The following is a 25,558-nucleotide window of genomic DNA, read 5'->3' as shown; positions in this document are numbered from 1 at the left end:
TTATTTATATAGGATGAATACTATAAATAAATAATATACCTATAAGGGTATATTATCAAGCAGTACATATTATAAAATTTCAGAGATATTCCTTGTAAAAGAAAGTTAGGGCATAAATTTGCTATACTAGCGGTAGTAGGAATTGGAAATGACACAGGGGGTGACACTGTTGATTTTTTTGAAATTTTTAATTCAAATCCTCATTGTATCGGGTTTGATTTATATTGTGAGCGGACGATTAATTGGTTCAAATATTAATTTTGTTCGCAGAGTGCTATCGGTCGTCATTAGTGTGACACTAACCTCTTTTGTTTACTGGTATTCTTATTTACGCCATACAGATTTTTTGTCTGAAACAATGATGCAGACAGTGACAGAGGTTAGCACACTTATTTGGATTGGTAGTATGCTACTTATCTCGATGTTGCTTTATTTGGTTTTTGAGTTATTTGATCCAAGCGGTATTACGGCTGGAGATCGTCGTAACGGTCAAAAGTCCTTGCTATTGCGTCTGCGAAGCTATTGGCGACAGCAGAAACGTTTGCGACAGGTGTTAAAAATTGCTGTTACAAACGGTGTTGTGCAAACAATTAAATATGCAAGGCAGCGGGAAAATGAAAAAGAGCTTGCGATTGCACTACGAGCAACTTTAGAGCAGTGTGGTGGGATTTTTATTAAATTTGGACAGGTCCTCTCTACACGTAAAGAATTATTTTCACCTATTTTTATTGATGAGTTAGAAAGATTGCAACATAGTGTGAAGCCTTTACCAGCAGAGCAAGTTACACAAATTTTAGAGGGTTCACTTCCACAACCTATGGATGAAATCTTTAGTCATTTTCAAATGGAGCCCATTGCAGCAGCGTCAATTGGCCAAGTGCATAAGGCACGACTCAAAAATTATGAAGAGGTTGTCGTCAAGCTATTGCGCCCAGAAGTAAAAGGGATTATGCGTGATGATCTTGAAATTTTAGAGGAATTTGCTAATTGGCTTTCAACAAAATCGACTTGGGCAGAGTCATTAGGCTTTCGGGAGTTAGCGGGTGGGTTTGCCGATGGACTACGTGAGGAAATTCATTTAGATATTGAAGTGCGTAACACATTACAGGTAAAGAATGCGCTAGCCAAAAGTGATTATAAGGTGCGAATTCCTAAAATTTATACAGCGTATAGTAATGAGAATATCATTGTGATGGAATATATTCGTGGACAAAGTGTGGCGGATGGGGCATCAGAATTCAAACGTTTATCTATTGATCGTAGGCACTTTGCCAAAACGGTATTATATTCTTTCTTTGAGCAAATGCTATTCTCAGGTATTTTTCATGCAGATCCACATCCAGGTAATATTCATATCGATGAATCGGATGGCACACCCGTTTTGCTCGATTTTGGAGCCGTTGGACGATTAGGAGCTACACAGCAAGAAGGCTTAAAGCTATTTTTGATGGGCATTCAGCTTAATGATTCAAGCGTGTTATATGATGGCCTAACATTATTAGTGGAAAATGCTGATCATGCAGAACGCGCAAGAATGGAGCAGGCCATCGATCAAATTTTATTAAAAATCTCCTATGTTGATCGCATACCAACTGAAGAATTGATCCATGCGCTCTTTACAGTGGTAAGAGATTTTGGACTTGCATTTTATCCTGCTGTAGGATTGGCTCTCCGGTCCTTGGTGACGCTAGATGGCACATTACGGGTCATTGATCAACGTTTCGATATATTTACAGAGGCAAAGGATTTTTCTGCTACATATATGCGTGCGTCTTTCCTAAAGCCATTTAAAGAACCGATGGCAACAAAAGAGCGACTGCAGGAGGAACTATCCATGCTGATTCCCACTTTGCGAAAAATGCCAAGAAGGGTAGATCAACTCATTCAACGGGTTGAAAGTGGGAAAATCATTTTACATCATGATATATTCTCGGATGAACATAATGCACGTTTTATCACACATCTGTTTTCTCGATTTGTTCTGCTTCTAGTAGGGATAACATTTGGCATTATATCTGTCGCTCTTTTAGCCATCTCACAATTTATTCATGATTCGTATGCGGTATATTTAAACACAGCCGCTTATTTAGGTTTATTTTTATGTGCAATTTTGTTAGTGAGATTATCTATACAAGCACTGAGATCGATGAAGCAGTAGGTAGGGATTGATTCCCTACCTCATGTTGTTGAAAAAGGTGATGTCAACGGCAGAGACGGGTGGGGGGTTCCGCCAGCGCCTTTTCCAGGGGGCGTCTTATGAGCCGCTTTGCTCACTGCGTTCGCTCTAATCAACCATGTTCAAAAGTGTCTTTTCCCTATCTTTCATACGAGCCGTAGTAAACAAATTAGCCCATTATTTGTCTTCTTAGAGAAAGGAGAGGCCCTTATTTTCAATGTGGAGAAGTGCTGAGTGACAACACCCCTCCATAAAGAGTAGTGAATACCCTTCACTTTATTGGAAAATCTTAACTAAAAAGAAACATTTTTATGGGAAGGCTACTTGACTCCCGTGGGATAGCGAGTCAGGCGAGCCCCTGCACAGAGCGATAGCGGAGGAAGCGGCTCGGCGCTCGCCCACAGGAAAGCAAGTAGCCTGCAACGGAAATCCATTTTCACTTTTCGCGAAAATTCTATTGGTGGTTTTTTTTCAAACATTAGTAGGTAGGGATTGATTCCCTACCTTTTTCATTGAAATATTTGAATAAAATATTACAAAAACATTACAAAGTGATGTGTAGGTCTAATGTTGAATCAGCTAATATCGACATTAGATAGAATAAATTAGGCGTTTTGTAGAATAAAGTAGTTTTCTTGCAAATATTACAGAAATATTTCGAGTTTTACTAATGTATTAAATAGACATGAAATAGTATAAAAGTTATGCCGAAAATGCTAAACTTTAAAAGGCTAAAATAAATATAAGAACATTTGATTAAAATAGAATCGTTCAAGTGATTACATAGAATATCTAGAGCGAAATTGACAGATGAAGGGGAATGAAAATCAGTGGGTAAGCGCAATAAATGGCGTAAGTCGATGGTGCTAGCATTAGCACTAGCTGGCGGCTTATTATTTAATACAATTCAACCAACAGAAGTACATGCCGAAGAAACTTCTCAACAAATGATTGAGAAAAAGGCTGAAATTGATGCACAAGTTAAAAAATTACAAGAAGAATTAACAAAGTTACAACAAGAGATCGACGCAAAGGTGAAAATATTTAAACAGGTACAAGCTGATATTAAAGAAGTGGATGCTAGTATTGTTGAAACACAAAAACGTATCGAGCAACGTTCTAAAATTTTAAGTGAGCGTATGGCTGCATACCAAGCACAAGATAATACTGTAGGCGTTTATTTAAATGTCGTTCTTGAAGCAAAAAGCTTTGCCGATTTAATGGATCGTGTCGTAGCGGTCAAAACATTAATGGATGCTGACCAAGAATTGGTAGATCAACAGGAAGCAGATAAAGCAAGCTTAGAGCAACAAAAAGCTATATTAGATGAAAAACAAAAAGAGCTTCAAAAGCAATTCCAAGAGCTTCAACAAAAGGAAAGCGAAATGGAAGTGAAAAAGGCTGAAAATGAAGCGAAATCACTTGCATTAAAAGCTCAAATTGCAACGAAACAAGAAGAAGAACGTTTAGAGGCAGAGCGTAAAGCAGCTGAAGAAGAAGCAGCCCGTTTACGTGCGCTACAAGCAGCAACTCCAGTTGTACAAGCAACTCAAAATAATGATGGCGGCGTGCCACAAAAAATTGTTATGGGCTCAGGAGCTGGTACGGCTTCTTCAGGAGATGCTATTTCAACAGCTAAACAATTCCTAGGACGTCCATATGTCTGGGGTGGTAGTAACCCATCGACAGGCTTTGACTGTTCAGGTCTTGTACAGTGGTCATACAAACAAGCAGGTGTTTCTTTACCACGTACAGCATCACAGCAGTATTTAGCAACTCAACGTATCTCAGCAAGTGAAGCACGTGTTGGAGACTTAGTATTCTTCAGCTATGGTTCTGGTGTAGCTCACGTAGGTATTTACTTAGGGAACAACACAATGATCGATGCTCAAAACAATGGTATCGTAATTGAATCACTTGATTGGTGGAATCAATACTTAGTAGGCTTTGGTCGTATTCAATAAGCCTCTATATTTAATAGACGATTGACATGATGAAAAGGTCATCTTTGTAGAGAAAAAATATACAAAGATGACCTTTTTTATTTTGCTTTAGTGTTCATCTACCTCCTTTGTCGAGGAGAGATGAACACTTATTTTGCATTTCCAGTGGTTTAAGAGGAGCATTAGAGGTAAGCTCGAAGCGTAATGACTTTGCATTAAATTTTAAAATTTAGCTTAATGACACCTGTCTCTTTTAAGGCAATAAAGAAAATGATAACAAATGGGCCAACGAGTAAACCGATGATACCAAATAACTGTAGACCAATGAACATGGCAATTAATGTTGGCAAAGTGGATAAGCCAATGTGGTCGCCCATTAGTTTAGGCTCGACGACACGACGAATAATAAGTAAAATAGCAGCTAAGATGAATAATTTTACAGCGATAGCTGTGTTTCCCATTAATAGATGGTATAGTCCCCATGGGGCTAATATAATAATGGACCCTAGGAAAGGAACGATATCTATTAACCAAATAATAATGGTCATCGTAACTGCATATTTCGGTTGGATTAATAGTAATCCAATAAGTGTGACGCCACCTATGATAAAGCTTACAAATAAGTGTGCCTTCATATAACCGAATGTTGCATCTTTTAAACGATTTAAGATGATTTTTATTTTCTTTGCTGTGTTAGGCTTTAAATATTTATAAGTGATTTCCTTTAATTTGGGCAAATCAAGCATAAATAGGAATAAAGCAATCATATAAACGAGAAGACTGATAAATAGGCTTGGAATCTCTGAAAAGAATGCTGAAACTTTGTTATAATTAAAGAAGCTTAAAAAGGATTCTTCAACTTTCTTTATGAAATCCATAGTGGTTTTTTGAAGCGAAGCACTTACTTCAGGTGGAAAGTCCTCTGTGTATTTAGAAATATTTTCTTGCATATGAAGCCACATATCTGATAGCTTGGAAATATAATAGGGAGCTTGCTTTGACAATATAATTATTTGCGACATAATTTGTGTAATGGATATATAGCAAATAATAGAGATAACAATAACACTCACTATGTATATAAAAGCAACTACAATTTTCCTTGACATTTTCCATCGCCTTTTAAAGAACATAACAATGGGTTCTAAGAAAAATGCACTGACACCAGCAAGTATTATAGGCATGGATACAGGGATTACAAAATAGGCAGCTACAAGTAGAGAAAGAATCACAATCAATCGGAAAATCATTTTCCTAGCATTAAATTTATTCATAAACTCACCTTCTTTGAGAAAAAAATTAAGTTAAGTGTACCATAAATCAAATTTTATTACGTTCTGAAACAATAAAGGTAGGGATAAATTATGGAGAAAGAGATTTTGCAACTTTTTAATAATCTAACAGAGCATGACCGCGATATTGAATCTTACGAGGAACTAATAAAAATTCTGCAGGAACCCGTAGATTGGACATATGCAGTCTGGGAACAGCTTGTACAAGCACTTACATACAAAGATGGTCATGCACGTGCACGTGCTGCACAAATTTTATGCGCCTTAGCCGCAAAAAGTGACCCAGAAGAAAGGGTATTGGAGGATTTTTTAAAGATTTGGGCTGTGACTTATGATGAACGATCCGTTACAGCTCGAAATGCATTACAAGCTATTTGGAAAATTGGGCTAGCAGGTCAAGTACAAAGTGACTTAGTGGTGTCTTATTTAGCAAAGAGATTTCAAACTTGTTTAGATGAGAAGCATCCGACTCACATTCGCCATGATATTATTGTATCTTTTAAAAAGCTATATGACGAGACAAGTGACATAAAGTTATTAGACATTGCCCATCGTTTAATTAATGAAGAGCAGGACGTTAAATCTAAACAGAAGTATAAGTCAGCCATCCGTTCAACGTAACGAGATGGTGTTTTTTGTGCAAATTATTTGGTAAATTATTGAATAGTCAACTATAATAAATGAAAAAATAAAAGGGGTTAAGACATGAGCATTTATAATTATTTAGTACGAAAACCTAATGGTGAAATTTTATCCATGGAAACATATCGTGGAAAAACGATGCTAATTGTCAATACGGCGAATCAATGCCGATTTACATATCAATTTGATGACTTACAAAAAATGTATGATAAATATGGGAAAGATAATTTTGTCGTTCTAGGATTTCCTTGCGATCAATTTGGTCATCAAAATCCTGAAGATGGCGAGGAGACTACGCATCTTTGTAAAGTGAATTATGGCGTTACCTTCCCAATTTTTGAGCTTGTACAAGTAAATGGAGAGACTACCCACCCATTATTCAATTATTTAAAACATGAAGTGGATTTTCGAGAGTTTGGCAAGGCGAGCATGCAGGAAAAAATGCTTGCTGAGGCAATTGTTCAACTTGCCCCTAACTTTTTAGATGGTCGTAATATTCGCTGGAACTTTACAAAGTTTTTAGTAGATGCTAACGGCAAGACCGTTGCACGCTTTGAACCAACAGATTCACAACTTGATATTGAACAGGCAATTGAAACTATACTATAAAACAGTTTTGTTTATCTTATTCTTTAGAAATGGTGACGATCCATTCAAAGCACAGCTATTTTTTCCTATTAATATATGATAAACTGCTTTACAAGTGAATTATTCTTGCAGAATAAAGGTGCTAACAAGCATAATCGGGAATTCGGTGAAAAACCGAAGCTGTTTCCGCAACTGTAAGTACAGCTAGTATAAAGGTTTACCACTGTCTTAACAGAGATGGGAAGGTACTTTATCACACATTCGTTTTTTATGTAATGAACTGTACAAGCCAGGAGACCGACCTTTGTTTGAACGTATAAAAACTTCTCGGAAGCTAGGAGGATATACGGCAAATACATAGGCTATGTCATGTTAATTTGGCCATTATTATGTTATTTTCGTCGTTCCTTTGCGTAAAGGAGCGGCGTTTTTTTATGCAAGAATTTTCATAATGAAAAGTGGGGGGATCGCAAGTGAAAAAAGATGCACGTTATTCTTGTTATCCATTTATGCGTGAAAAAGCTTCGACGGTTGATTTTGAGATTCGAACAGACAGTCTGACTACGCATTTGGGAGTTGCTTTAGCTGCAGTTAAGAAAGAGGATGTACAAGCTGTTGTAGAAGATTTAATGATTATTTTACCTATGGCCTACCATGTCAATGGCTCGGTTCGTGGAAAACTAGCTGTAACAGAAGAGGATCTTGCTTGGTTAAGTGAGCGCTATGATTTTTATGTTCGTCATGTGAAGGAAGAGATACAAAACTTTGTCTTACCTCAAGGTACAGAGGCTGCCGCTGCTCTACATCTTTGCCGTAGTGAAGCAAAAAAATCATATCGTACATTACACAAAGTATCGGAAGAACGAGAGGTTCCAGCTATTCTTTTTGATTATTTAGGCCTATTAGCCAATGTGTGCTTCGTTATGGCTGTCTTTATGAATCAACAAGCAGGGATAGCTGAAATATCATTTATTAGTAAATCATATCCGATGAAAAAGAAAAAGGAGAATAATAATGAAGAAATTATTTAATGTTCAATGGCTAACAGTACTCTTCCTTGCAATGATTTTAGCAGGTTGTGGTACTTCAGTAGATACTAAAAATAAAGACGCTTCACAGGATACACAACAAACAGAGCAAACAAACTACAAAGTGACAGATGATCGCGGTGTAGAAATAGAGTTTAAAGAAGTACCAAAAACAGTTGTATCATTGCAACCAAGTAATACAGAAATTTTATTTGCTCTAGGTGTTGGTGATAAAATCGTAGGAGCAACTGAGTATGATACTTACCCAGAGGAAGCACAGAAAATTGAACGGGTTTCTGATTCTGTGAATTTTAACAGTGAACGAATCATAGCGTTGAAGCCAGATGTTGTTATAGCTTATACGATTGGTGATAAGGAAGCAATGAAACCACTTGAAGATGCTGGAATCAAAGTGTTTGTTATTCAATCAGCAGCTACATTCGATGATGTTTATGGTGACATCGAACAGATCGCAGCTGTAATGGGTGTTGCAGATAAAGGAAATGAAGTAAACGAAGAGATTAAAGCGAAATTAGCTGACGTTAAAGCAAAGGTGAAGGAAGTAAAAGCACCGAAAAATGTTTATTTAGAAATTAGTCCTAAGCCCGATATTTATACAGCAGGCTCTGGTACTTTCCAGCAAGAAATACTAGATGCAGCCAATGTTAAGAATGTTTTTTCTGACTTGAGCAGCTGGGCACAAGTTTCTGAGGAAGATGTCATAGTGAAAAACCCAGATGTTATTTTAACGACAGTAAACTACACAGAGGATCCAATAGGTGAAATACTTGCACGTGATGGATGGAATACAGTGACAGCAGTTCAAAATAAAGCAGTACAGACTCTTGATACAGATATCTCTAATCGACCTGGCCCACGTATTGGGGAAGCCGTAGAACTAGTAGCAAAGGCTGTCTATCCAGAGTTATTTAAATAAGAAACCATTCAAGGCTAGCTGTATACTGACAGCTAGCCATTTTTATGTGGGTTGTTATTTCCTAGTGTGAAAATTGGAATTAATTGAGTTAGTTCTATAAAATAAAAGTAAGAGTGCTCGATAATTTTAGGAGGTGTAGTAATTGGAACAGTTAGAGACAAAGATAATTCCATTTGAGGCAGTTTATAATTTTCGAGATATGGGGGGATATAGGACAAGGGATGGGCGCATTGTCAAGAACGGTTTATTTTACCGCTCAGCGGCTCTTGGGAAAATGACGTTGGCGGATAAAGAGCTATTTGAAACATTAGGGATTAAAACCATTTTTGATTATCGTGATAATAATGAGGCACACCATAATCCTAACCCTATGTTCTCACACGCTCAATATATTCAAATACCAGCGAAGGGCAATCATACATTTGAAATGCCTACAAATGCTGGTGGTAGAGATTTTTATAAAGCAGTAAGCCCCGAAATGTTCCGAGATTTTTATGCACAGATGCCGTTTAATAATCCTTCTTTTAAAGAGTTAATGAAAACCATACAAAATCCTGACAATTTGGGTCTTGTCCACCATTGTGCAGTTGGTAAGGATCGCACAGGTATAGGGGGAGCTCTTATTTTGCTAGCCTTAGATGTACCTGAGGAGACGATTATGGAAGACTATTTAAACACGAATATCCATTTACGTCCAATGGTAGACAGAATGGCACAGGCTATTCAACATCAATATAATGAGCAAGAATTACAGCAATTCTATGCATTAATGTCTGCTCGAGAAGACTATTTACAAGCAGCATTGGATGCTATGGATTACCATTATGGCTCAAAGACTAAGTTTTTAGAGCAGGAGTTTGGCCTAACTATTGCTAGACGAGAGCAATTGCAAGCTTATTGCTTAACATAACAATGACCCCTTTCACATATCTGTGTGAGAGGGATTTTTTATGTGGAAGCGCTGTCTTCCTATAAACCTCTTTACAGTCTGAAAATTTATGATAAGATACAATAGATTTTTAAGAAAAATATAGGAGAAGTGAAAGTATTGGCAGAGACAATGAAAGAGACAAATAAGTTAAGTCTATTCCATTTAACATGGCCTATTTTCTTAGAAGTATTTCTATTTATGTTAATGGGATTAGCCGATACTTTTATGCTCAGTGCTTTATCAGATAATGCTGTATCCGGAGTAGGTGCAGCCAATCAATATATCCATATTGCGATCTTGATTCTTGAAGTGGTAGGGAATGGTGCATCCATTGTCGTTTCACAGTATTTAGGTTCAAGACGTTTTTTTGAAGCAGCGAAAATATCGGCTTTAGCTGTCACAATGAATTTGGTTGTTGGACTGTTAATGAGTATTCTATTTTTCTTCTTTGCAAAACATTTAATGACTATGATGAACTTGCAGGGAGAAGTACTTCACTATGCACAAAGTTATTTAGTTATCATCGGGAGTTTTATTTTTCTACAGGCTATTATTAATGCACTTGCTGCAATAATTCGTGTACATGGTTGGACGAAGCAAACGATGTATGTATCACTTGGCATGAATATCTTGCATGTTGTGCTAAACTATGGTCTGATTTTTGGGAATTTAGGTTTACCAGAGCTTGGTGTAAAAGGAGCGGCTATTTCTTCGGTCATTAGTCGAGGATTAGCTGTACTAGTGTTTTTCTGGTTGCTCTATCAAGTGATGGAAGTACGCGTGAAGCTACACTATTATTTTGATTATTCTAAGGAATATGTAAGGAAAATATTAAACATTGGTTTACCTTCTGCCTTTGAACAGGTACTTTATCAGTTTTGTCAGATTGTCTTTTTATATTATGCGACATATTTAGGAGCAGAAACACTGGCAGCACGACAATATGCTATGAATATTTCGATGTTTACGTATTTATTTGCGATTGCCATTGGTACAGGAACAGCTATTATTATCGGACGTCATGTGGGGGCAGGGAAGAAGGATGAGGCATACCATCAACTATGGATAAGTGTCCGTGCGGCATTTGTTTTTACGATTATTATGGTTGCAGTCGTTACGATTTTCCGCAAACCACTCATGCATGTTTTTACCGATAATCCAGATGTCATTACTATTGGAGCATCCGTGTTAGCCCTCAGTATTTTGCTAGAGACTGGCCGTACAATGAATATCGTTGTCATTAACTCTTTACGTGCTTCTGGAGATGCCAGATTTCCTGTGAAGATTGGTTTTCTATCGATGGTTTGTATGAGTCTTCCGCTTGGTTATTTATTTGTATTTATATTGGATTGGGGCTTGGTTGGAATATGGCTAGCTATTTCAGCAGATGAATGGGTACGTGCAATTATCGTATACTTTAGATGGAAAAGCCGTAAATGGGAGCGATTTGCCCTCGTTTCACTGAATGAACAGAAGGAGGCATAGAAATGGGAGCATTATCTAAACGTGCGATAGCGGCAGCATTAATGGAGCAATCTATCACACTTTTTGCTTGTCCTGTATGTCAGCAATCGATGCATGTCTATGAGCAGGGAAGATTGGTTTGTCCTGCTAACCATTCTTTTGATATAGCTAAGCAGGGCTATGTCAACATGCTGACACATAGCGCTGCTTCTAAATATAGCAAAAGTCTTTTTGAATCTCGTAAGGCAGTGATTGATAGTGGGATTTATGATGCTGTAGAAGAAAAAATTAGTAAGCTTATAGCCTCTGCAAAAACAGTGCTTGATACTGGCTGTGGAGAAGGATCACATTTAGCTCGTATTATGACAGACATAGACAATGGCATCGGTGTTGGTATCGATATAGCAAAAGAGGGCATATTGGCAGCAACACGTCATTATCCACAACAAATTTGGTGTGTAGGTGATTTAGCCAAAAGTCCATTTGCGCAAGAAAGCTTTGATGCAATATTAAATATTTTATCGCCCGCAAATTATGAGGAATTTAAGCGTCTTCTTGCCCCAGATGGCTGTCTTGTAAAGGTTGTACCACAAAGCGGCTATTTACAGGAACTGCGTGCCCAATTATATGCAGATTCGAGCAAGGAAACATACTCTAATGAACAAATTGTTGCCCGTTTTAAAGATAGCTTTAGTGAAGTTATAGTAGAACGTGTAACCTATACTTTACCGCTTGCAGAAGAGCTTGTGCCGGCGTTATTAGAGATGACACCGATGGGCTGGCATAAAAAAGAGGAAACGGCCATTGTATTAAATGAAATTACGATTGATGTAGATCTATTAGTAGGGAAAGTTTAAGAGGGCCACCTGCAATTGCAGTATACTGGTCTTTTCGATTACAATGGGAATAACTATTGAATAAGGTAGGAATGTAACAGTGTATAAATTAGCAGCTAATGTTGTCAAAGTAATATTAAAATTAATGGGTTCAAAGGCTCGTGTATATGGAGAAGAAAACTTGCCAAAAGATGGTGGGTATATTATAGCTTGTACACATACAGGCTACGTTGATATTTTAAACCTTGGTGTAGCCATGTACCCTCGTGAAATTCACTTTATGGCGAAGAAGCAATTATTTGAAATGAAAGGGCTTGGCTGGCTTATTGAGCGTTTAAATGCCTTTCCGGTGGATCGTGATAATCCTGGACCAAGCGTGATTAAAATTCCTTCACAGTTATTGAAAGAAGGTAAAATTGTAGGGATTTTTCCCTCTGGTACTCGTAGCTCAGAAGGAACGGATTTGAAGCAAGGAGCGATTACGATTGCACAGCTAGCAAAGGCGCAAATTGTTCCAGCTGCATATGTTGGCGCGCGTAATGCTGGCGATGTAATGAAGCGTGGCAAAGGCTACTTAATCTATGGTGAGCCATTTTATGTAACAGGGAAAGGGAAAGAAGGTCGTGAGCAATTTACACAACATCTTGAACATGAGCTAATTTCTTTAACGGAAGAATTACAAAAACGTATTGCAGTCAAATAAAGAGAAGCGGCACTCAGAGTCACATAGATTTTGAGTGCTTTGTTGTAGGAGGAGAAACATGATTCGAGTACTTTTCGTTTGCTTAGGTAATATTTGTCGCTCTCCCATGGCAGAAGCCGTCATGCGAGAGTTAGTAGAAAAAGAGCATTTAGGAGATAAAATTGAAGTGGATTCTGCTGCCACAAGTTCATGGCATATTGGTGAACCTCCACATCAAGGTACATTGGATAAGCTTAGAGAAAATGGTATTTCCACAACAGGCATGCAAGGTCGACAATTACAAAGGGCTGATTTTGAAAAATTCGCTTATATTATCGGTATGGATGAAAGCAATATTCGCAATATCCGAACGATGCTAGGCGATCCGCGCTCACCAAAGATTTTTCGTTTTCTAGATTTAACGGAACATCGCAAAGACGTCCCTGATCCATATTATACGGGTGATTTTCAAGAAACCTATGATTTAGTGCAAGAAGGCTGTCAGGCATTACTAGCAAAAATAAAACAAGAGCTGTTGTAAAGTGACACTAAAAAACGAAAATTTTAACAGCTATTTCTTCAGAAAATATTAGCTTAAACATTGGTATATATAGCTTTGTAAGCATCATTGTGTTATTATTTGCAGAGTAAAGATACGATAAGTATTTAATTACCATTTACAGATGTGCAACTGCGTATCTATCATTTTTATAAACTTATATTTGAAAGAGAGTGGAAACAATGGGTCGTAAGTGGAACAACATTAAAGAAAAGAAAGCGTCTAAAGATCAAAGCACAAGCCGTATTAATGCAAAATTCGGGCGAGAAATTTATGTGGCAGCTAAATCAGGCGAACCAGATCCAGAGTCAAACCGTGCACTTAAAGTAGTGCTCGAACGCGCAAAAACATACAGTGTTCCAAAACATATTATAGAAAAAGCCATCGATAAAGCAAAAGGTGGCGGCGATGAAAACTTTGATGAATTACGTTATGAAGGCTTTGGACCAGCCGGCACAATGATTATTGTGGATGCTTTAACAAACAATGTGAATCGTACAGCATCAGATGTTCGTGCGGCATTTGGTAAAAATAACGGGAACATGGGTGTCAGTGGATCTGTCGCTTATATGTTCGATTCAACTGCAGTTATTGGCTTAGAAGGTAAAACGGCTGATGAAGTACTTGAAATTTTAATGGAAGCAGATCTTGATGCTCGCGATATTTTAGAAGAGGATGACGCGGTTATTATTTATGCGGAGCCAGATCAATTCTTTGCGACACAAGAAGCGTTAAAGGCTGCAGGGGTTGCAGAATTTACAGTAGCAGAGCTTTCTATGCTACCTCAAACAGAAGTTGCCTTAACTGGCGATGATGTAGCTAAGTTTGAAAAACTAATCGATGCATTAGAAGATTTAGAGGATGTACAAAATGTCTTCCACAATGCAGATTTGGGCGAATAAATCGATAAATGAAGTGAGTAAACCAGTAGCAAATTAGCTACTGGTTTTTAATTAGGGAGGAAAACGATGCAGAGTATTTTAGCCATTAGTTTATTTTTAGTCACATTATTTTTTGTCATAGTACAACCACGTAAACTATCTATCGGCTGGTCAGCCTGTATAGGGGCGGCGATTGCCTTACTAATGGGTGTAGTTACCTGGCATGATGTGTTAGCAGTAACTGGAATTGTTTGGAATGCGACGTTATCATTTATTGGCATTATTTTAATTTCGCTAATCTTAGATGAAATTGGTTTTTTCGAATGGGCAGCTCTGCACATGGCACGACTTGCGAAGGGAAGCGGAATTCGGTTATTTGTTTATATTGCTTGCCTAGGGGCAGTTGTGTCGGCCCTATTTGCTAATGATGGAGCGGCTTTAATACTCACTCCCATTGTGTTAGCAATGGTAAGAAAACTGAATTTAACTGAAAAAATGATTTTTCCGTTTATCATGGCAAGTGGTTTTATAGCAGATACAACTTCCTTACCATTTGTAATAAGTAATTTAACTAATATTGTATCAGCTGATTTTTTTGAAATCGGCTTTATAGAGTATGCAATTCATATGGTTGTACCGAATTTCTTTTCTTTAGTGGCCAGTATTGTTGTACTGTATATTGTTTTTCGACGGTCCATTCCACAGCATTATTCTCTTGAGGCGGTTGAGCATCCAAAGCAGGCAATTCGAGATCCTCGCTTATTTTCGATAGCTTGGTATGTGATTGCCATCCTATTAGTAGGGTTCGTGGTCGGTGAAGTTCTACACATTCCTGTATCCTTCGTTTTATGCGGTGTTGCTTCTATTTTCTTATCGCTTGCACAGCGTAGTAAGGTTGTAGATACGAAGAGGGTCATAAAAGGAGCGCCGTGGAATATAGTGTTCTTTTCCATCGGTATGTATGTGGTGGTCTATGGATTAAAAAATGTAGGGATGACAGGATTGCTAGCCAGTTTACTAGAGCAAGCGGTACAGCATGGTTTTGTAGTGGCAACCATGACGATGGGATTTGTTGCGGCAATTTTGTCTGCAGTGATGAATAATTTACCTACTGTTATGATTGATGCCTTAGCCATTTCTGAAACAAGTGCAACTGGTATGATGAAGGAAGGGCTCATTTATGCAAATGTTATTGGCACAAATTTAGGTCCGAAAATGACACCGATTGGCTCACTTGCGACATTATTATGGCTTCATATATTGGCTCAAAAGGGCATTAAAATTAGCTGGGGACAGTATTTTAGAATCGGCATCATTCTTACAATTCCAACACTGCTCGCTACTTTACTAGCATTAGTTTTTTGGATAAGTATAATAGCATAGTTATATTGTCGAAATAGTGAAATAAATAGTACAATAAGTAATAGTAAGATATTAATATATCAGCGTATTAAAGGAGGAAAGTATGCGAGCGACAGGTAAATTAAGTAATAAAATTGTGCTAATGTCATTTGTTATGCTATTAGCTTTGTTAGCCTTTTTCATTGTAACAACGATATATACAGCGAAATCATCTGTTAATAAAACAATGGGAACACAGGCAGTTGCAGTTGCTGAGAATATTGCAAAACGTTTGAACGCAGATGAATATGAACAACTCTCACAGGACCCAAAGGAATCTGAATTATATTGGCAGCTAAGGCAAGAACTCAATGAATTGCGTGAAATAAATGGGGTTCTGTATGCCTATACTTTCGCAGTCCCAAAGGAAGATAAAAAGGTTCGATTTTTAGTGGATGGTATGCCAGTAGATGATCAAGAAAATGCTGGCGTTATAGGAGATGAATCTGCTTCCACCTATTATAAAGATTTAAAAAAGGTAATGGATACGGGGAACTACTACTCCGATATTTTACATAGCGATTTTGGCGATTATTTATCAGGTACTGTGCCATTGAAAGATGCCTCAGGAAATATTGTTGCCTTTGTAGGGGTAGATATAGAGGCAACAGAGGTAAGTGGTGTGACAAATGCTGTGCTAACAGCCATTTTACCTGCTTTAATTGTCGTTATATTAGCTTTAATAGGACTTGTTATGTTTATTATGTATCGTTATATCAATCGAGCGTTGAAGCCTTTAACAAATTTAGGTGTTGCCGCACAAAACTTTGCACAAGGAGATATTGCTAAGGCATCTATGGCAGTAGAGGAAATTCAATTGACAGGAGAAAATGAGATTACTATTTTTGCTCAATCCTTTAAGGAGTCTCTACAAAGATTAAAAGAAACATTCCACACGATTCAACAACGAACATTAGCTTTACAAAGTGTCGTTCAAAAGATTGATGAGACAACTCATCATGTGGAAACATCAAACGCTCAAATTGCGGATCGTATTATCGAAATTGCTGCGGGGAGTGAGCAGCAGCAGCAAAACAATCAAGAGGTTGTCTTAACGATGAACGAAATGTCGATTGGTATTCAACGTCTAGCTGATACTACGTCTGAAATTGCCGAGTCATCTTCAGCTATGACGGGTCTAGTTGAAACAAGTGTTGGTCATTCACAAGAAGTTGTATCACAAATTCAAAATGTAGAAGCCTCCGTTTTACGTACAGCTAATCATGTCGAGGAGATGGGCGAGAAGTTCCGTTCTATTGAAGAGATGGTGACGATCATTACGAGTATTGCCGATCAAACAAACTTACTTGCTTTGAATGCGGCGATTGAAGCAGCGAGGGCTGGGGAAGCAGGTAAAGGATTTGCGGTTGTGGCGGACGAAGTACGTAAACTTGCAGAGATGTCTAAATCATCAGCTGACGAAATACACATGCATTTAGAAAGCTTTAAGAAAATAACAGATCGAGTATTGCAAGAGATGTCGAGCAGTACAGTAGACGTACAAGCAGGCAATAAAGCGGTGCAATATATTGGTGTAAGCTTAGAGCAAATATTGCAATCAGTCATTGAGGTAAATAACAAAATTCAAGATGATTCAGCTGTGATCGAGGAAATGTCAGCTGGCTCTGAGGAAATATTAGCTACTATAGAGCAAATGAATGATATTGCGAAGCATAGTGTGCTAGGAACAAAGGAAGTTGCAACTTCCTCTGACTTACAAGTATCAATGGTTTCGGAATTAAATGAAGTTGTAACCATTTTAGATCAGACATCTAAAGAAGTTATCGATACGATTAATACATTCAAATTATGATGACCTTGAAACTATTTTTCTATAAGCATAGGTCTTGTAGAAAAATAGTTTTTTAATAGGAGATAGTAGTGTGTAAATGTCTAAATAAACCATATTAAGGGAAATTAGAAAATAATTTGTGTTTTACCCATTGTGAAAACTTTCAAACCATAACATAATATAAAGTAATATTTGTTGAACGAAATAGGGGGGCTAAAGTATGAGGTTTTTACGTTCAATACAGGGGAAATTGATTATTATTTCATTAGCAATACTGATTATTCCAAGTTTAATAATTGGTATAGTTAGCTACGGTAAGGCTAAGAATGGCATGGAGGAAATTGGTGAGCAAGTACTTTACAATAGCGTAGAATCAGCTTTGCAAATAATTGAGCTTGCCAATGAGAGTGTTGAAAAAGGTGACATTCCTTTAGAAGTTGCACAGGAGCGAGTACGTGAGGCGTTTCTTGGACCTAAAGATAGCGAAGGGAAACGCCCTATTAATTATCCTGGTGATTTAGGAGAATATGGCTATATTTATGTATTGGATGATAAGGGGACATTAACAACACATCCAACGCGAGAAGGGGATAATCTTTGGAATGACCAGGATAGTAGCGGAAATTATTTTATTCGGGAAGTGACTGAAAAAGCTCTTGCTGGTGGTGGTTTTACAGTATATGAATTTGAGCTACCAGGTCAGGATGTCTTAGCAGATAAAATTATTTATTCGGAGAAAGATCCACATTGGGGATGGGTAATCGCATCAGGTACATATATGCAAGATTTTAACGAAGGGGCAAATTCTTTATTGTTAGTGATTGGTGTGACATTAGTGGGTGCGATTATTATCGGGACAATCGTAGTCATTTTAGTATCTAGACATCTGGCATTACCAGTTAAAAAATTATCGATGCGTGTGCGAGAAGTAGCGCAAGGGAATTTAACTGTAGAGATTGAGCATTTACAGCGTTCAGATGAAATTGGACAATTAAATGAGGGCTTTAATGAAATGGTAAATCAACTCAAAACGCTTATTTCAGATGTGGAGGAAGCGATTGTAGAAATACAATCGACATCAGCGAACCTAACAGCAGTGGCTGAAGAGACGGATGCCTATGGTGACGAAATCGTCAAAGCCATCAATGAAGTATCTAAAGGTGCAGTCAAGCAAGCATCAGATGCGGAGGATACAAATCGAACAGCTATTGAGTTTGCTCAGCAAATTGAAGGATTGCACGATAAAAATGATTTAATGTTGGATGCATCACAGCATATGAAAAAATCAAATGAAGAAGGTCTCGTTAATCTAGATAGTTTAAAAGAGACATCACAGGAATCTTCCGATATTATTCAGAACATTCAATCTGTTTTTGGCAGTTTAATAGTCAAAGTGCATGAAATTGAAGGTATTGTAGAGACAATTACGCAAATTTCCGACCAAACAAACCTACTGGCTCTTAATGCCTCTATTGAAGCCGCAAGAGCGGGAGAACATGGTAAAGGATTTGCAGTTGTTGCAGAAGAAGTACGTAAGCTTGCGGATCAAACATCAGTGGCGACAGAGCTCGTCCGCACCACTATAAAGGGGATTGAAAGTGAAACGAAGTTAGTCAATGATGAGATGCAGAAAACGCATGCTATTGTGCATCAGCAAAATGATTCGGTTCAGGTGACAGCGTTATCTTTTAAAGAAATTAAATTGGCTGTTGAAAAAATAATAGCCATTATAGGAGATATGGCAGAGGGTGTAGAATATTTAAATAGCTCCAAGAATGTTATTATGCAGTCGATTGAAAGCATTGCAATGATTAGTGAAAAGAATGCTGCTGCATCTGAAGAGGTAACAGCGTCTGTAGATGAGCAGCAACGAGCAATCCAGCTTGTTAGTGAGTCTTCCAATGATCTAACTGATGAAATATCAGCCTTACAGGAGTCTATTAAACGCTTTATATTGAGATAATTATGCAGGATGCTTGGTCAACAAGCATCCCATGTTGTTGAAAAAAGGTAATGTCAACGGCATAATAAGCAATTTTGTAAGGCGAGGGGTTGATTTCCGTTCCGCCAGCGTCCTTTCCAGGGGGCGTCCGATGAGCCGCTTCACTCACTGCGTTCGCTCCAGGGTCTCCTCTGTGACGCTAAATCCCCTAGGAGTGACGCTGGCTCCACTCCAATCAACCATTCTGCAAAAGTGTCTTTTCCTGAACAAAATAGCCCATTATTTATATTATAAGAGAGGATAGCCTCTTACTTTCAATTTGGAGAAGTGATGTGTGACAACACCCCTCCATAAAAGAGTAGTGAATACCTTCACTTTTTTTATGGATTGGAGTGGAAGGCTACTTGACTCCCGTGGGATAGCGAGACAGGCGAGCCTCTAAACGGAGTGGTAGCGGAGGAAGCGGCTCGGCGCTCGCCCACAGGAAAGCAAGTAGCCTGCAACGGAGATCCTTTTTCACCTTTCACATAAATTCTATGGATGGTTTTGTTTTTCAACACTATGGGATGCTTGGTCAACAAGCATCCTTTTTTCTTTAGCTGCGTTAATAAAAGGTAAAGGAGGGGTGATTTGTGAAAAAATGGGTAATTGGAGGAAGTGTACTTCTAGTAAGCATTGGAATGGTTCTTTATATTTGGTTGGGAAAACAAATAGAGCAGGGTGTTGAACCAAGTGCAAAAGGCTCTGCTGACTATATGATTATACTAGGGGCAAAAGTAAAGGCGGGTGGTGTACCATCACTTTCATTAAAGAGTAGATTAGAGGTGGCAGTTCCATACTTAACAAAATACCCTCATGTTAAGGTCATTGTGTCAGGGGGGCAAGGACCTGATGAAGATCAAACAGAGGCATCTGTTATGCAAGAATATTTAGAACAGAACGGTATCAAGGCTACAAGGATTATCGTCGAGGACAAGTCTACGTCCACTTATGAAAATTTAGTATTTTCCAAAGAACTATTACCGAAAGATACAAAGAAAATCACCATCGTTTCAAATGACTTTCATTTGAAACGCGCCAAGTATTTAGCAGAAACTTTAGATTTCGAAGTGGATGTCGTCGCAGCCGAAACACCAAAGTCAGTAGAAGCTAAACTAAGATTGAGAGAAAGAGCCGCTTTATTAAAAACGTATATTGTTGGCTATTAAAGTACTTTCATTGAGGCGTAATCATTTCTAGTGCTTTCTCGTAAAAAACACCACTACAAAAATAGATAATTGTTTCTTAATAGGTTCCATTTGGCATATAATAGAAATATCACGGGGTATAGGACAGAAAGAGGGGACTTCAATGACAACGTTTAAAGATTATCAGTATAGCCGTCCAAATGTGGCAGCGATGAAAGAACAGCAATTAGCACTTATCGAGCAATTTAAACATGCACAATCAATAGATGAGCAAAGTGGTGTAATTGAGAAGCTAAATGCCATCAGTAATGACTTTGCGACAATGGCTAACTTAGTATACATTCGCGCTTCAATCGATACGAATGATGAATTTTATCAAGCAGAACGCGATTATTTCGATGAAGTAGGCCCAGAGCTAGAAGAAGTAACGACTGAATATTATAAAGCATTAATTGATTCACCATTCCGTGAGCAATTAGAAGAGAAGTGGGGTCAACAATTATTTGACCTTGCAAGCTATCAAATTAAGGGTTTTTCACCAGCAGTTATTGATTTAATGCAAAAAGAAAACAAGCTTGTTTCTGAGTATAATAAGCTTGTAGCTTCTGCACAAATTGACTTTAATGGGGAGACATTAACACTTGCTCAGCTTGGTCCGTTTGCAGAATCAACTGATCGAGAAACACGTAAGGCAGCAACTGATGCCCGTTTCGGTTTCTTTGCGAAGCATGAAGATGATTTCGATCGTTTATATGATGAGCTTGTAAAAGTACGTCATGAAATTGCGATTAAACTAGGCTATAACAACTATGTTGAGCTAGGATATGTTCGTATGAATCGTATTGATTATAATGCGGAAATGGTTCAAAAATTCCGTGATCAGGTTCGTGATTTAATTGTACCTGTGGCAACGAAGCTATATGAGCGTCAGGCAAAGCGTATTGGAATTGAAGATTTTAAATTCTATGATGAAGCATTCAACTTCTTATCAGGTAATGCTGCTCCAAAAGGAGATCCAGAGTGGATCGTGGCGAATGGTAAGAAAATGTATGAGGAATTATCACCTGAAACAGGAGAATTCTTCAATTTCATGATTGACCATGACTTAATGGACCTAGTAGCGAAGAAAGGGAAAGAGAGTGGTGGTTATTGTACATTTATTGAAAACTATCATTCTCCATTTATTTTCTCGAATTTTAACGGTACGTCAGGTGATATCGATGTATTAACACATGAAGCAGGACATGCCTTCCAAGTTTATTCAAGCCGTAACATTGGCATTCCAGAGTATCTATGGCCGACCTATGAATCTTGTGAAATTCACTCGATGAGTATGGAATTCTTCACATGGCCTTGGATGGAGTTGTTCTTTAAAGAGGATACAGAGAAATATAAATTTACGCATTTAAGTAGTGGTCTTTTATTCTTACCATATGGTGTTGCAGTAGATGAGTTCCAACATGTTATTTATGAAAATCCAACAATGACGCCGGCTGAACGTAAAGCAGCATGGAAAAAAATTGAGGAAACATATTTACCACACCGCGACTATGATCATAACAGCTACCTAGAGGCTGGAGGCATATGGCAACGTCAGGGTCATATTTATGCAAGTCCATTTTATTATATTGATTACACGTTAGCCCAAATTTGTGCATTCCAGTTCTGGAAACGCTCACGTGAAGAATTTGAATCGGCTTGGAAAGACTATATTCATCTATGTGGCTTAGGTGGTTCTATGTCCTTTACAAAGCTGGTAAAAGAGGCAGGTTTAATTTCACCATTTGAAGATGGCTGTGTTGAATCGGTTATCGGGGAAATTGAGGAATACTTAAATTCAGTAGACGATTCTTCACTATAATTGATTACGTAAATTCGCTACACTTCCATGCTAAGCGTTGTGGAAGTGAGCGAATTTTTTAGTTTGTCAAAGTTGATTTTTCAAGCAAATTCGAAAAATCTGGACGCATGGCTTAGCTGTGCGCATGTAGCAATGTCGTCCAGTAGTATCGTTGATTTTGTTTAAAAATACTAGGATACTTGCGAAATGGGTAATATATCAGTAGTATTTTCAGTAACTGTGAAAAAAGGAAGTGAATAAAAGTGACGAGGAAAGTTTGGTTTCAAGTAGGTGTAGGGATATTAATTACACTACTAATCATTAAATATTTTATAGAGATTCATTGGATTTTTTCACCATTAGTCATCATATTAAAAGCTATTTTTGTCCCTTTACTACTTGGCGGTGTCCTCTATTATGTGACAGAACCGATCCAGAGATTTTTAGAAAAACGTAGATTTCCTAGATGGGGAAGTATTTTGACGATTGTATTTGGGCTAATAGCCATTGTAGGGATTTTTGGTTGGATTATTGGTAATCCGATTGCTGAGCAGATCAATAAATTAGTGAAGAATGCCCCTATGATTAGTACGAGCATTAGCACAAGCATTCAGCAACTAACAGACTATGTAACGCAAAATAAAGATAACTTCCCACAGCAATTAAATGATGTTATTGAAAAAATGGCGAATTCAGTACAAGATGTTGCAGTAGTGGCGAGTAAAGGATTTATGTCTTTTTTACAATCCATAGTGTCCGTATCGTTATTAGCTATATTAATTCCGTTTTTCTTTATTTTTATGCTGAAGGATCATGAGAAATTTGCACCATCCATCTATAAGTATTTCAGTGGTGAACGTCAGCAATGGGTAAAGAAAACGTTAAGTGAAATTGATGATGTATTACGTACTTATATTCAGGGCCAACTGCAAATTAGTTTTTTATTAGCACTTATTATGTATGTCGGCTATTTAATTATTGGATTAGACTATTCGTTGCTGCTAGTAATCTTCGCGTTCTTTATGAACATGATTCCATTTATCGGACCTTGGATCGCCTTTGCGCCAGCGCTGATCGTAGCAGTTATTCAGGATCCTATTTTAGTTGTGTGGGTATCCGTTGTGACGCTTGTTGCTCAGCAAATTGATAGCAACTTTATCACACCTAATGTTATGGGGAAATCCCTTGATATCCATCCACTAACCGTGATTACAATTATTCTAGCAGCAGGTAATATAGCAGGTTTTATTGGAATTATTATCGCTGTACCATTTTATGCAGTATTAAAGGTTATCGTATCCAATATTTATGATCAACGTAATGCGATTAAGAAAAAAGCGACGAAGTCAGTATAGGAGTCGAAACAATGGAACAAGAAATTGTAAAGGTATTTAATGAGCAGCATGAGCAAATAGGGACAGCTACGAGAGCAGAAGTACATGAAAAAGGGCTTTGGCATGAGACTTTTCATTGCTGGCTTGTCAATGAAGACTATATTTATTTTCAAATACGTAGCTCACAGAAAAAGGATTATCCAGGCTTACTCGATATTACAGCAGCAGGACATCTTTTAGCGATTGAGACTGTGGAGTCAGGTATCAGAGAAGTAAAAGAAGAATTAGGGCTCCAGATAGATGTCCATGAAGTTGTCAAAATGGGCATGACCTCTTGTAGTATCGTTTCCGAAAATATGATTGACAATGAATTTTGCCATGTCTACATATACCCTTTCGAGCACGATTGGGATTCCTTTGATTTACAGTACGAGGAAGTATCAGGTGTAGTGAGAGCAAGGCTAAATGAGGCTGAGGCTTTCTTCTTGGGAGAAACAACAACACTTAATATTGAAGGGTACGAGTATTTCCCTGATGGTCAACGAGTGAAAATTGTCAGACCAGTTGGCACCACGCAATTTGTTCCTTATCGAGAATTGTATGTAGCACAAGTGATAAAATTTACACGCGAAAAGATATTTAATCAAACATCATAAGAGGGAAAGTAGGACAAGCTATCAATGTAAGCTTGTCCTACTTTTTGGGCAAAAATGATTTAGAAACTACACGATATAACAGTAAAAAATACGTTATACTGTAAGATAGATTGTAAAGAAAAGGAGCATTTTTAATATGCTAACATTTGAACAAAAACAAGCGATTATTGAATCGTTTTCTGGACTAACAAAAAAGGAGATTTCATTAAAACGCTTAAATTATCACTATATGGATAGTCTTTATGAAAAGACAATTGTAGTGGAAAAGCTTCACCCAAATGGCAATGGCTTTGTCTTTGTTGGGGATTTATTACGCTATGAGCAAGAGGCTACTGATAAAGGATTAGTGAATATCCGTGATTACGATGAGCAACAGCTACGTGAGATTATTGAGGATTCTATTCAGTATTTATCAGAAGAAGTAGAAGAGCAGGAGCCGATTGTAGAGATTTGGCATAGCCGAGATGGTGTGAAATTACAGCTAGCGTTTGAGCAACGTTCTTGGAATGTGTATCATGGAGAAAATCTTGAAGAGGCATTTGGTACGTATGACGCGGCAAAGGAATATTTACTAGAAGAAGGCTTTCGTACAAAGAAATAAACATACGGGGGATCATCATAAATGAACGGAAAAAAATTAGTGGGAATTGTAATTGTTGTTTTAATCGTGGCATGTTTATTTTCAGTTTTTACCATTACTAATTTTTATAAAAACCATGAGGAACAGCCGAATCGAGAAAATCGAGAAATTAATAAGTCAAAGAGCTTGAATTTAATTTTGCCACAGGCTACAATTATCTCGAATTCAAGATAATCGAGAGGTGATTGTTAGTGCAACACATTTTTTATAAAGGTACAGATGAAACAAAACCGACGTTGCTATTGTTACATGGCACGGGTGGTAATGAAGAAAGTTTAATTGGGTTGGCAAAAGAAATAGATGAAACAGCCAATATTTTAAGTGTACGTGGAAATGTTCTTGAGCATGGGGTGCCGCGATTTTTCCGTCGATTAGCAGAAGGTGTCTTTGATATAGAGGATTTAATCTTTCGAACTAAAGAGCTTCATGACTTTTTACAGGAGGCGGCACAGCAATATGGCTTTGATCGCCAACGAATTGTAGCGATTGGCTATTCAAATGGCGCTAATATTGCAGCAAGCTTATTATTCCACTATGCTGATGCATTAGCAGGAGCTATTTTACATCATCCAATGGTACCAAGACGTGGAATAGAATTACCTCAACTTTCTTCTACGCCTGTTTTTATCGGTGCTGGAACGAATGATCCGATGTGTACAGCACAGGAGTCTGAGGATTTAGAAGCGCTTTTAACGTCTTCAGGTGCAATGGTCACGACAGCTTGGTTTAATTTTGGTCATCAGCTAACAATGCCGGAAGTACAAGCAGCAAAAGAATGGTATAACAGTATCTATGTTTAATTGAAAA

The 25,558-nt window shown here is 37.8% G+C and carries 23 protein-coding genes and 1 riboswitch; of the genes, 22 read left to right on the top strand and 1 reads right to left on the bottom strand.

What is annotated here, in order from left to right:
- The first annotated feature begins 169 nt into the window (after positions 1-169).
- Positions 170-2,158: an AarF/UbiB family protein gene (locus NST76_RS20320; protein WP_058843809.1), complete on the top strand. Its 1,989-nt coding sequence runs from the start codon at positions 170-172 to the stop codon at positions 2,156-2,158.
- 848 nt (positions 2,159-3,006) lie between these two features.
- Positions 3,007-4,140, top strand: coding sequence for a C40 family peptidase (locus NST76_RS20315; protein WP_036128519.1), 1,134 nt, complete (start codon positions 3,007-3,009; stop codon positions 4,138-4,140).
- A 194-nt stretch (positions 4,141-4,334) separates the two neighbouring features.
- Here NST76_RS20315 and ytvI read toward each other — a convergent pair whose 3' ends face one another.
- A complete protein-coding gene (gene ytvI, locus NST76_RS20310) occupies positions 4,335-5,393 on the bottom strand; it encodes a sporulation integral membrane protein YtvI (RefSeq protein ID WP_036128518.1) in 1,059 nt (352 codons plus the stop codon).
- Between the two features lie 90 nt (positions 5,394-5,483).
- On the opposite strand from ytvI, the gene NST76_RS20305 reads away from it, so the two are divergent.
- The 20 genes from NST76_RS20305 to NST76_RS20210 all read left to right on the top strand — a co-directional run bounded on the left by NST76_RS20305 (position 5,484) and on the right by NST76_RS20210 (position 25,551).
- Positions 5,484-6,032 carry a hypothetical protein gene (locus tag NST76_RS20305; RefSeq protein WP_036128516.1) on the top strand — a complete coding sequence of 183 codons (549 nt, stop codon included), beginning with the start codon at positions 5,484-5,486 and terminating at the stop codon, positions 6,030-6,032.
- A gap of 84 nt (positions 6,033-6,116) precedes the next feature.
- Entirely contained in the window at positions 6,117-6,662 is a 546-nt protein-coding gene (locus NST76_RS20300) for a glutathione peroxidase (RefSeq protein WP_036128514.1), read from the top strand.
- 99 nt (positions 6,663-6,761) lie between these two features.
- Positions 6,762-6,962, top strand: a riboswitch (cobalamin riboswitch).
- Between the two features lie 152 nt (positions 6,963-7,114).
- A complete protein-coding gene (locus NST76_RS20295; protein ID WP_036128512.1) occupies positions 7,115-7,672 on the top strand; it encodes a hypothetical protein in 558 nt (185 codons plus the stop codon).
- Positions 7,656-8,606, top strand: a complete 951-nt coding sequence (locus NST76_RS20290) for an ABC transporter substrate-binding protein (protein ID WP_036128510.1) — start codon at positions 7,656-7,658, stop codon at positions 8,604-8,606. Before NST76_RS20295 ends, NST76_RS20290 begins: the two co-directional genes overlap by 17 nt.
- A gap of 142 nt (positions 8,607-8,748) precedes the next feature.
- A complete protein-coding gene (locus tag NST76_RS20285) occupies positions 8,749-9,516 on the top strand; it encodes a tyrosine-protein phosphatase (protein WP_036128509.1) in 768 nt (255 codons plus the stop codon).
- A 150-nt stretch (positions 9,517-9,666) separates the two neighbouring features.
- Positions 9,667-11,022 carry an MATE family efflux transporter gene (locus NST76_RS20280; RefSeq protein WP_342545312.1) on the top strand — a complete coding sequence of 452 codons (1,356 nt, stop codon included), beginning with the start codon at positions 9,667-9,669 and terminating at the stop codon, positions 11,020-11,022.
- A gap of 2 nt (positions 11,023-11,024) precedes the next feature.
- Positions 11,025-11,858, top strand: a complete 834-nt coding sequence (locus NST76_RS20275) for a putative RNA methyltransferase (RefSeq protein WP_036128503.1) — start codon at positions 11,025-11,027, stop codon at positions 11,856-11,858.
- A 79-nt stretch (positions 11,859-11,937) separates the two neighbouring features.
- Positions 11,938-12,540, top strand: a complete 603-nt coding sequence (locus NST76_RS20270) for a 1-acyl-sn-glycerol-3-phosphate acyltransferase (RefSeq protein WP_036128502.1) — start codon at positions 11,938-11,940, stop codon at positions 12,538-12,540.
- A 58-nt stretch (positions 12,541-12,598) separates the two neighbouring features.
- Entirely contained in the window at positions 12,599-13,060 is a 462-nt protein-coding gene (locus tag NST76_RS20265) for a low molecular weight protein-tyrosine-phosphatase (protein ID WP_036128500.1), read from the top strand.
- Between the two features lie 200 nt (positions 13,061-13,260).
- Complete coding sequence (locus NST76_RS20260) at positions 13,261-13,980, top strand: YebC/PmpR family DNA-binding transcriptional regulator (protein WP_036128496.1); 720 nt, start codon at positions 13,261-13,263, stop codon at positions 13,978-13,980.
- Between the two features lie 66 nt (positions 13,981-14,046).
- Entirely contained in the window at positions 14,047-15,342 is a 1,296-nt protein-coding gene (locus NST76_RS20255; protein WP_036128494.1) for an arsenic transporter, read from the top strand.
- Between the two features lie 82 nt (positions 15,343-15,424).
- Positions 15,425-17,173, top strand: a complete 1,749-nt coding sequence (locus NST76_RS20250; protein WP_342544393.1) for a methyl-accepting chemotaxis protein — start codon at positions 15,425-15,427, stop codon at positions 17,171-17,173.
- Between the two features lie 199 nt (positions 17,174-17,372).
- Complete coding sequence (locus tag NST76_RS20245) at positions 17,373-19,115, top strand: cache domain-containing protein (protein WP_330493694.1); 1,743 nt, start codon at positions 17,373-17,375, stop codon at positions 19,113-19,115.
- Positions 19,116-19,741: 626 nt separating this feature from the next.
- Positions 19,742-20,302 (top strand): YdcF family protein, encoded by a 561-nt coding sequence (locus NST76_RS20240; RefSeq protein ID WP_101966906.1) that lies wholly within the window; start codon positions 19,742-19,744, stop codon positions 20,300-20,302.
- 142 nt (positions 20,303-20,444) lie between these two features.
- A complete protein-coding gene (locus NST76_RS20235) occupies positions 20,445-22,142 on the top strand; it encodes a M3 family oligoendopeptidase (RefSeq protein ID WP_036128477.1) in 1,698 nt (565 codons plus the stop codon).
- A 242-nt stretch (positions 22,143-22,384) separates the two neighbouring features.
- Positions 22,385-23,476 (top strand): AI-2E family transporter, encoded by a 1,092-nt coding sequence (locus NST76_RS20230; protein ID WP_036128475.1) that lies wholly within the window; start codon positions 22,385-22,387, stop codon positions 23,474-23,476.
- An 11-nt stretch (positions 23,477-23,487) separates the two neighbouring features.
- Entirely contained in the window at positions 23,488-24,111 is a 624-nt protein-coding gene (locus tag NST76_RS20225; protein WP_036128472.1) for an NUDIX domain-containing protein, read from the top strand.
- A gap of 136 nt (positions 24,112-24,247) precedes the next feature.
- A complete protein-coding gene (locus NST76_RS20220) occupies positions 24,248-24,712 on the top strand; it encodes a hypothetical protein (RefSeq protein WP_036128470.1) in 465 nt (154 codons plus the stop codon).
- A gap of 21 nt (positions 24,713-24,733) precedes the next feature.
- A complete protein-coding gene (locus NST76_RS20215; RefSeq protein ID WP_036128468.1) occupies positions 24,734-24,925 on the top strand; it encodes a hypothetical protein in 192 nt (63 codons plus the stop codon).
- Positions 24,926-24,942: 17 nt separating this feature from the next.
- Complete coding sequence (locus tag NST76_RS20210) at positions 24,943-25,551, top strand: alpha/beta hydrolase (RefSeq protein ID WP_342544391.1); 609 nt, start codon at positions 24,943-24,945, stop codon at positions 25,549-25,551.
- The last annotated feature ends 7 nt before the right edge of the window (positions 25,552-25,558 follow it).

This window comes from Lysinibacillus sp. FSL W7-1291 (assembly GCF_038593415.1).
Lineage (GTDB): Bacteria > Bacillota > Bacilli > Bacillales_A > Planococcaceae > Lysinibacillus > Lysinibacillus fusiformis_D.
This window is presented reverse-complemented; position numbering and strand designations above follow the sequence as displayed.

What these genes read in the sequence shown, in the direction of transcription:
- ytvI (WP_036128518.1), bottom strand. Translation starts at nt 5,393, where the DNA reads ATGAATAAATTTAATGCTAGGAAAATGATTTTCCGATTGATTGTGATT.
- NST76_RS20305 (WP_036128516.1), top strand. Translation starts at nt 5,484, where the DNA reads ATGGAGAAAGAGATTTTGCAACTTTTTAATAATCTAACAGAGCATGAC.
- NST76_RS20300 (WP_036128514.1), top strand. Translation starts at nt 6,117, where the DNA reads ATGAGCATTTATAATTATTTAGTACGAAAACCTAATGGTGAAATTTTA.
- NST76_RS20290 (WP_036128510.1), top strand. Translation starts at nt 7,656, where the DNA reads ATGAAGAAATTATTTAATGTTCAATGGCTAACAGTACTCTTCCTTGCA.
- NST76_RS20280 (WP_342545312.1), top strand. Translation starts at nt 9,667, where the DNA reads ATGAAAGAGACAAATAAGTTAAGTCTATTCCATTTAACATGGCCTATT.
- NST76_RS20275 (WP_036128503.1), top strand. Translation starts at nt 11,025, where the DNA reads ATGGGAGCATTATCTAAACGTGCGATAGCGGCAGCATTAATGGAGCAA.
- NST76_RS20265 (WP_036128500.1), top strand. Translation starts at nt 12,599, where the DNA reads ATGATTCGAGTACTTTTCGTTTGCTTAGGTAATATTTGTCGCTCTCCC.
- NST76_RS20260 (WP_036128496.1), top strand. Translation starts at nt 13,261, where the DNA reads ATGGGTCGTAAGTGGAACAACATTAAAGAAAAGAAAGCGTCTAAAGAT.
- NST76_RS20255 (WP_036128494.1), top strand. Translation starts at nt 14,047, where the DNA reads ATGCAGAGTATTTTAGCCATTAGTTTATTTTTAGTCACATTATTTTTT.
- NST76_RS20250 (WP_342544393.1), top strand. Translation starts at nt 15,425, where the DNA reads ATGCGAGCGACAGGTAAATTAAGTAATAAAATTGTGCTAATGTCATTT.
- NST76_RS20245 (WP_330493694.1), top strand. Translation starts at nt 17,373, where the DNA reads ATGAGGTTTTTACGTTCAATACAGGGGAAATTGATTATTATTTCATTA.
- NST76_RS20235 (WP_036128477.1), top strand. Translation starts at nt 20,445, where the DNA reads ATGACAACGTTTAAAGATTATCAGTATAGCCGTCCAAATGTGGCAGCG.
- NST76_RS20225 (WP_036128472.1), top strand. Translation starts at nt 23,488, where the DNA reads ATGGAACAAGAAATTGTAAAGGTATTTAATGAGCAGCATGAGCAAATA.
- NST76_RS20220 (WP_036128470.1), top strand. Translation starts at nt 24,248, where the DNA reads ATGCTAACATTTGAACAAAAACAAGCGATTATTGAATCGTTTTCTGGA.
- NST76_RS20215 (WP_036128468.1), top strand. Translation starts at nt 24,734, where the DNA reads ATGAACGGAAAAAAATTAGTGGGAATTGTAATTGTTGTTTTAATCGTG.